At 49.7% G+C, this 9,166-nt stretch carries 3 protein-coding genes; 2 read left to right on the forward strand and 1 reads right to left on the reverse strand.

The genetic code is table 11. The annotated features are described in order from the left end of the window. Positions 1 to 140: 140 nt before the first annotated feature. On the reverse strand, positions 141 to 3,020 hold the full coding sequence (gene uvrA, locus FKG94_RS25830) for an excinuclease ABC subunit UvrA (protein WP_142929840.1): 2,880 nt from the start codon (positions 3,018 to 3,020) through the stop codon (positions 141 to 143). 1,862 nt (positions 3,021 to 4,882) lie between these two features. On the opposite strand from uvrA, the gene FKG94_RS25835 reads away from it, so the two are divergent. Together FKG94_RS25835 and FKG94_RS25840 are read left to right on the forward strand one after the other, a co-directional pair. Then, positions 4,883 to 6,535, forward strand: coding sequence for a hypothetical protein (locus FKG94_RS25835; RefSeq protein WP_142929841.1), 1,653 nt, complete (start codon positions 4,883 to 4,885; stop codon positions 6,533 to 6,535). A gap of 193 nt (positions 6,536 to 6,728) precedes the next feature. Beyond that, positions 6,729 to 7,106 carry a hypothetical protein gene (locus FKG94_RS25840; protein ID WP_142929842.1) on the forward strand — a complete coding sequence of 126 codons (378 nt, stop codon included), beginning with the start codon at positions 6,729 to 6,731 and terminating at the stop codon, positions 7,104 to 7,106. Positions 7,107 to 9,166: the final 2,060 nt, after the last annotated feature.

A 9,166-nucleotide genomic window follows, 5' to 3' on the forward strand; every position in this document is an offset into this window, starting at 1 on the left:
CTGTCAGCCTGGTTGCTGCAATATGCTGAATTTTGCCATGGGCCCTGTTACGTTAACGACTCTGTACCTGTGCCCGTGGTGAGCCGCCGCAGAGATTAGGAGACGGAAGTGGCTGCCGTCCCCCGCGCCGTTCGATATGATCAAGCATTGACGGCCTTGGCCGTTTTAGCTTTACGCCGCCGCCTGGGCTTGGCCGGCGGCGCCAGCAGGGGTTTGAGAAACTCTCCTGTATGGGACGCGGGATTGTCCGCCACTTCCTCCGGTGTGCCGGTGGCGATAATCTGCCCGCCGCCGCTGCCGCCTTCCGGCCCCAGGTCCACCACCCAGTCGGCGGTCTTGATCACATCGAGATTGTGTTCGATCACCACAATGGTATTGCCGTGGTCGCGCAACCGGTGCAGCACATTCAGCAACTGCTGGATATCGTGAAAGTGCAAACCGGTGGTGGGTTCGTCGAGAATATAGAGCGTCTGGCCGGTGTCGCGCTTGGACAGCTCCCGCGACAGCTTCACCCGCTGCGCCTCACCGCCGGACAGCGTGGTGGCCGCCTGGCCCAGGCGAATATACGACAGGCCCACATCCATTAACGTCTGCAGTTTTTTCGAGACTGCCGGAATGGCATCGAAGAAGGCTCGCGCATCTTCCACCGTCATGTCCAGCACCTCGTGAATATTGCGACCCTTGAATTTCACCTCTAGGGTTTCGCGATTGTAGCGCTTGCCCTTGCACACATCGCAGGGCACATACACATCCGGCAGAAAGTGCATCTCCACCTTCACCACGCCGTCACCCTGGCAGGCCTCGCAGCGGCCGCCCTTGACGTTGAAACTGAAACGGCCCGGTTTATAGCCGCGGGAGCGGGCCTCCTGGGTGCCGGCGAACAGTTCGCGAATGGGCGTAAAAATACCTGTGTAAGTAGCCGGGTTGGAGCGCGGTGTGCGGCCGATAGGGCTCTGGTCGATATCCACGCATTTGTCGAAATGATCCATGCCCTCGATGGCCGTATAGGGCGCCGGTTTCAAAGTGGTGGCACCGTTCAACTCGGTGGCGGCGATGGGGTATAGGGTAGCGTTGATCAGCGTCGACTTGCCGGAGCCGGATACGCCGGTAACACAGGTCATCAGGCCCACGGGAATTTCGAGGTCCACCGACTGTAAATTATTGCCGGTGGCTCCCTCCAGCAGCATCACCCGCTCGTCGTCGAAGGGGACGCGCTGTTCGGGTACCTCGATTTTGATCTTACCGCTCAGGTACTTGCCGGTCAGTGAGGCGGGGTTTTTCATCACCTGCCGCAGCGCGCCCTGAGCCACCACCTCGCCGCCGTGCACACCGGCGCCGGGACCGATATCGATCACGTGGTCGGCGCTGCGGATGGCGTCTTCATCGTGTTCCACCACAATCACCGTATTGCCCAGGTCGCGCAGGTGGGTCAGGGTCTTCAGCAGCCGGTCGTTGTCCCGCTGGTGCAGGCCGATGGAGGGCTCATCGAGAATATACATAACGCCCACCAGGCCGGCGCCTATCTGGCTGGCCAGGCGAATCCGCTGGGCCTCGCCGCCCGAAAGGGTCTCGGCGCTGCGGTTCAAGCTCAAGTAGTTGAGACCTACATCGACCAGGAAGCGGAAGCGATCGCGCAGTTCCTTGAGGATTTTATCGGCGATTTCCGCGCGGGCGCCATCGAAGCCCAGTTGCAGGAAATAGTTATGGGCCTCACCCACCGGCAGGGCGGCGATATCGGGCAGGGTGCGATCGTCCACAAACACATGGCGGGCGTCGCTGCGCAGGCGGGTGCCCTCGCAGTCGGGGCAGGGCTGTGATGACAGGAACTTGGCCAGCTCTTCGCGCACAGTCTGGGATTCAGTGTCGCGATAGCGGCGCTCCATATTCGGCACCACCCCCTCGAAGGTGTGGGTGCGCTGGTACAGGTCGCCGCGGTCATTGACGTAGCTGAAATCGATCTCGTCGCGGCCGGAGCCGTAGAGAATGGCCTGCTTGAATTTCTTGCGCAGTTTCTTCCAGGGCGTATCGACATCGAAGCCGTAGTGGTCCGCCAGCGATGTCAGCATATGGAAGTAGTACACATTGCGCTTGTCCCAGCCGCGGATGGCGCCCTCGGACAGGGAGGCATCGGCGAACTGTACCACCTTCCCCTCGTCAAAATACTGCTTGACCCCCAGGCCGTCGCAGCCGGGACAGGCGCCGGCGGGATTGTTGAAGGAAAACAGCCGCGGCTCCAGTTCAGTAAGTGAGTGGTCACATAGCGGACAGGCATGCTTGGCCGAGAACAGCCGGTCCTCAGCTTTGCCTTCCATAAAGCTGATGGCGGCGATGCCGTCGGTCAGGTGTAGCGCCGTCTCAAACGATTCCGCCAGGCGCAGTTGCAGGTCGTCGCGGACTTTAAAGCGGTCCACCACCACCTCGATGGTGTGCTTTTTCTTCTTGTCCAGTTTTGGTGCATCGTCCAGGTCGACGACTATGCCGTTGATACGGGCGCGGATAAAACCGTCGCGGCGCAGTTGCTCAAAGGTATGTAAGTGTTCACCTTTGCGATCGCGCACCACTGGCGCCAGCAGCATAAGTTTGGTGCCGGCGCGCAGGGCCATAACCTGGTCCACCATTTCGCTCACGGTCTGCGCCTTGAGCGGCTCGCCGTGTACCGGGCAGCGGGGTTCACCGACCCGGGCGAACAGCAGGCGCAGGTAGTCGTAGATTTCGGTAATCGTGCCCACGGTGGAGCGGGGGTTGTGGGAGGTGGACTTCTGTTCGATGGAGATGGCCGGGCTCAGGCCCTCCACATGGTCGACATCGGGCTTCTCCATCATCGACAGGAATTGGCGGGCATAGGTGGACAGGGACTCCACATAGCGGCGCTGGCCCTCGGCGTAGAGGGTGTCGAAGGCGAGGGAGGACTTGCCCGAGCCGGACAGGCCGGTGATGACGATCAGCTTGTCGCGGGGGATATCCAGGTCGATGTTTTTCAGGTTGTGGGTGCGGGCGCCCCTTACGAAAATCGTGTCCACTGCTTACTACCTACGGCCAGAATGAGAAACGGAAGCAAACCGCTAAGTATACGGGGTTTGGGGGGAAAAGGGGCACGGGTAGGGTAAAGAAAGACTAATGAGGTGTGAGTGTTGTGCGGCGAAGGCGGGTTGTCTGGAGAGGGGTCGGGAGGGTGTGCCGCCCTGCTGTTCGGTTTGGGCTAGGCAGTCCGATTGCTGTTGAAATGGGTGCCAGCTAGAGCACGAGAGATGGAGCGCCTCTTCGGTTCATTTTGTTGTAAATCATATAGGTGCCTATATGGCCGTGGCGTGTTGTTGAACTGGTGAAGCTGGGTGACTAGGATGGGAACGTCTGAGGGTTGACGGATGCGATAGAGTGAGTAGCTCAAGCTTTGGAGTGGTTTAACTTTAAGGGTGTGAAAATGAAACCTTACCGACTAATCATATTAGTGTGTGTTCTGTTGGCTATCGCAACTTTCCCCGCGCATTCTGCCACAGATGGAATTGCTTGTACTGGTACTATAAAAACCTTAGGTGTACATGGTACAGATCGGGTAATTCTGCGGCTTACGAGTATGAATATGCCTGTGGAGATATGCAACTTAGGTCAGACAATGGGATCAACTTACCCCATTACGACTGAGCAATGTAAGGTGGTGTATAGCACGCTGTTGGCGGCTTATGCGATGGGCAAGGAATTGAGCGTTCACTTTGATAACGTACAAAATGGTACGTCATGCACAACTTTCGTCCAATGGGAGTTGGCTACTGCTAGATGGGTGCGTTTAGACAATTAAAGTACATATGACTTTATATTCACACTAAGTGAACACTGTTTTCAACAATAACGTAGCTGGCGATGCGAAATAGTAGATATCTGGCCCGGATTTTCGAAAAGGATAGAAAAACAGAGACAAATTCCTGAAAACTAAGGTGGTTACACTCAACAACCAAGGAAACTCTGCCATGACAAAGTGTTACCGGAGTCCCCTTGAGTTTTCACCCCTCAAACATCGCCGAGTTGAAGCGGTTTTTTCCGGCAGCGATATCAACAGCAATGGAGGGATTTCGCTCTTGAGATAGATCGCTTTTTGTCTATTGGTTTAGCTACCAATTTTTTCGGAGAAAAATATGAAGCTTGTGGCTGTAGTGTTGGTTTTTTTATCAGCAACCGTATATGCGGAGTGGTCCAACACATCCGGCAATGTAACCGATGTGTTCTCACACAATGGTTCAGTTCTTATTAAAACCAGTATCGCGGAAGGTCCGTGTTCTGCGGGTGACTTTTGGTGGCCTATTACAGACGATGATTCCCAAATAATGTTCTCGCTAACGCTAACTGCCTTCACAGTGGGAAAGAAGATATCTGTCGTATATGATTCAAATAATCCTGATTGTACATTCGGCCATGCCAAAATTACTCACATTAGATTACAAAATAACTGATGATCAAGGAGAAAGTGGGGGTGCTGTAGGCATCTCAGTAGTAGTAAATTAGTTCAGCATAGACACATTTTTTTGCCGGAGTCTACATGGAGGATCAAACATGCGAGTTCTTTTAGTCAAGCTAAGCTTACTGTTTAGTATATTGGTAGTGTTCATTTGCTCTGATGCTGTTGCCCGCTCTATTGTAAGTCCTAGCAGTTTTTCCAAGCAGGACCGTGTTTTTATAGATCAATTAAGGCTTTGCGTTAAGGTTGCCATTCGACAAGGCTTGACAACAAGTGAAGAGGTAAGTAATCACTGTCGCAAAGAGGTAGATGTTCTAGAAAATGCGGTAACAGAGCTGCCCGGCATAATCATCAGCAATGCACTAAATATAGTCGTGCCTGATTAGGCTTTTGTATAAGTCGATATACAAGCTTTCAGCAGGGGATGAATCTATGAGAATAAAATTATTAGCTTTCCTGTTCTTTATACTAATACCTTTACTGACACACGCTAAGGGTTTTAATGATGAATACGAGGTCTACTCTGGAGACCTTAATGGTGACGGCCTACATGATCTTTATGTCAGGCAAAAGCCGAAAATCATATTGTTACACGGTGATATAATCACCCCCATTCTTATACCGCCGCCTATAGATGATTTCACGTTATTGCAGACACCTGAGAAAACTTTTACTGTCAGCACAAACACTTCAGGTATTGATGTCGCAGACTTGTTGGCAACATCGGTAGAGCTCGTATTGTCCGATTACAACGTTGATGATCATCAAGATATGATCATTAAAAATATCAACTCAGCGCCTAACATAAGCGGTGTCGATGATCAGATTGTTTTTGCTCCAGGCGACTCATCTGTTCTGTCTGTAAAAGCCGTTGATGAAAGCTTCAGAAAGTTTTTCGAAGAAGTCTATCAATGGATTCAAAATCCAAACTACTTTCATGAAAATGCCGATCCGGTTATTGAAAATCAAACTTTTACAAAATTACTGTTTGTCCCGGAGTACTGTGGATTTGCCACTGAAGCCGAGATGGCCGCTTTAGGCCCCCTTGATCCTGTCGAATGGGATTCAGAACCCACTGTCGCCGAAGTTACCCCGCTCCTGCTTGCCGTTTGTACAGCCATTTACGGTACAAATTATAACGTTCATTATGATTTTGTAACCTTCAGGTGGGAGGAATTGGTTCAGGTCGGGTTAGACTACAGCAAGTTTAACCAGGATGCCATCGCGCTAACCGACAATCTCGCGATCGTACAGGCGAACAATGCTATCGACGCACAAACTCAACCAGCAATTGGCATCGCACAAATATTGCAGGGCGTTTTTGGTGTTGAGATTATGGGGGGAGTCTTGGAAAATGGCGAAATACTAGATATCGAAGCAAATATTCCCTCTGGCCTTTTAGGCGAGTTTAGGCTTTATCGGGTGTTGGACTCAATAGGGTCTGTATTGAAAGACATCAGAGAGGATATTAGCCAAGAGGTAGATTTGGTTTTGCTGGAAGCAAGATATCGAACCATCCAGTACTACGGGACGGCAATGGGATATGATGTTGCACCTAGGCTATTGAAAAATTTTCTGGACGGAGATTCTAATGGTGCCCCGATCGACCCCTTCATAATAGATAGTGAGTGGCTGTTGAATCAGCCGTCAGTTCAGAACGCTTTATCTGTGAATCGCGGTGAAAGGCCTAATGAATATGGGGAGTATGATGGTGTTTTCGAAGATGTAACTATCATAGCCGACATGTTGAACCCAGGAGAAAGTATTGCCTACTCGGGAGAGTGGATTATACAGCAGAGAGGGACAGGTGAGTTATGGGTTGCCGCTGGTACTTACACTATACGCACTAGTGGAGAGTTTACAATTTCGAAATCGGAAACTGGAGCAGCCACTGTTAATGGGATGCTAACCCATGAATTTATTGATAGATACGATTGGAATCCCGGGCAAAGTGTAGAGCTGGACGTTTTTGGGTTGCCCGTAGAAATTAGAGATGACGATGCCATCAAATTAAGAGACGCAGGGCGAGCGGCAGACTTTGACATGACCTCAACATGGCAAGAGAGTTATATGACTAGCTTTTGACAATTTATCGTCTAATGATCTTCTGATTAAGTTCGGTTTCAAATGTAGCTCTTTTTATACACAAAAGGACATAGAGAGATTCGTGGAAAAAAGAATTTGTTCAGGGGCTGTCCAAGAAAAATCTTGGTTGACGTTAGTTGATTTTTCCGTGTCTAATCAGAGTGATCTTTCCTTGTGAACAGGTTCCTACTATATGGCTATAAAGAAGACTCTAATAGCAATTACTATTATTTCATTGTTGCTGTGTCTGGGGTATGTGTACATACGTTTCTCAGATAAGACAGTCGGTGCGGGTTTTTCTGAACAGTCTCCCAATGGTAAATATGTCGCTCAAGTGTTTGAAAAAAGGATAATTAGTAAATTCTCAAATAGTCGTCATTGGTCCGAGCTGCGAATTAAAGACAATGAAGGAAACCTGATTTGGCGCGCGACTATAGAGAATGATGACCGGTACTTTCAGTGGCGGGGGGGCGGTGAGATTGTTTGGCAAGAAGATTCGAACAGAGCGATATTTATTTACAAGCAAGGAGAGAACACGATACTGAGATACATGTCTAAAGCAATAGAGTGAACAGGGGACACTAAGTGAACAGGGGACACTAGTGAACAGGTGACACTGATAACTTAACAATTTAGCCAAAGAATAAAAGGGGCTCTCGGCAGTTAAAGGATATGCCAAGGTTGGGAAAGCTCTATATAGCAGGTGGGTTTTACCCTGTGATCGGACGCAGCTTAGGGCGTCGTCACATCTTGCACAAGGATGTCGATAAAGGATGAGTTGTAGGAAATAGGGGAAATAGGGGACACTGACAACTTAACAACTTAACAACTTAACAACTTAACAACTTAACCAAGGAATAAAGAGGCTCTCAGCAGGTAAAGGATATACCGGGGTCAGGAAAGCTCCATATAGCAGGTGGATATTACCATATATTCGGACGCGGCTTAGAGCGTCGTCACATCTTCCAGCAGGATGTCGATAAAGGACGAGTTGGGTTAAGTTGTTAAGTTATCAGTGTCTCCCAGCCGCTAGCCCGGAGGTAATTCCAGATACAGTTCACTCAATAGAGTAATTTTCAGATTGAGGGCCCCTAGCAACTTGTGCATTGGGAAACGCCTGGAGAGGGGAAATAGGGGACACTGATAACTTAACAACTTAACAACTTAACAACTTAACAACTTAACCAAGGAATAAAGAGGCTCTCAGCAGGTAAAGGATATACCGGGGTCAGGAAAGCTCCATATAGCAGGTGGATATTACCATATATTCGGACGCGGCTTAGAGCGTCGTCACATCTTCCAGCAGGATGTCGATAAAGGACGAGTTGGGTTAAGTTGTTAAGTTATCAGTGTCTCCCAGCCGCTAGCCCGGAGGTAATTCCAGATACAGTTCACTCAATAGAGTAATTTTCAGATTGAGGGCCCCTAGCAACTTGTGCATTGGGAAATGCCTGGAGTGCTGAGTAATACTGCGCAACTTAAGCTTGTACCGCTGAACTTGAACGACGCAGGAAATCTTTATCAATTTTAAAATGCAGGCCTCCCAAAGGGTGCTCGGATGGCCGAAACGGTGATAGAGCGATAGTCGAGTTGGAAGTTTGCGGGGCCAACTCCTAGGCGAGGCGCCGCTTACTATCGGCAAATTATAAACAGAGGGTTATTACATGCGAAAAATTATTTTGATGCTGCTTGCAATATCTGTTGCGCAACATGTGTCCGCGGCCACTGTGGGCCCCGGGCATGTTAACGGAGAGATCACCAATCTGACTTCTGTTAAAGCAGGTCTGCTAATTTCGATTGAAAACAGTGTCCCCGAGAACTGCACGAGTGGCAGTTCCTTTATGCTTATAAAGCAGGAGCATTCCGCTATGGTTTCAATGGCGCTCACCGCTTGGACATTGGGGCGTGGTGCTTCTGTCTACACTGATCAGACAGCAACTGGGTATTGCATAGTTAACCAGGTAGATCCAGCAGAATAGTGTGCGGCTTCTTTAAAACACGATGCGAAAGATAATAGAGGGTACCATGAATAGTGCATAATCTGCACTTTGGACTCATTGCCTAAGTGGTCAGTTCCGACCCTTGAGGCGAACGACGGGTATCGATCTGAGGTGACTGAACCCTCCAAAATCTAATAGGTATGTCAAACCAGCGACAGTGTCGCTTCGGGAACACTCCCATGGCTGGGAAGAGAAAGTCATAAGGGTAGCGGATTGCAGACCGTTTTTCCAAATAGAAACGAGGTCTGTCTTCTCTCATTTGCTGATTGTAAATTTTTCTGGAGGAAAGTATGAAGCTGATAGCTGTAGTCGTAGTTCTTTTACCATCGATCGTATACGCGGATTGGTCTAACACATCCGGCGCTGTAACCGATATATTCTCACACAATGGCACAGTTCTTGTTAAAACCGGTATTCCGGAAGGCCCATGCTCCACGGGTGACTTTTGGTGGCCTATTACAGATGATAGCTCTAAAATAATTGTAAACCTCCCGAATATTAGGGGCGATGGATTCAATCGGTCAACGCAACATACCCTATAATCCAACAATCATAGAGGTATGAGTATATGAAACACCCTAATCCGATGACTGAGCCTAAAAAAGCTGTCATATGGGAAATGTGGCGAAGA

It is taken from the genome of Exilibacterium tricleocarpae, from assembly GCF_007004655.1.
Taxonomy (GTDB): Bacteria; Pseudomonadota; Gammaproteobacteria; order Pseudomonadales; family Cellvibrionaceae; genus Exilibacterium; species Exilibacterium tricleocarpae.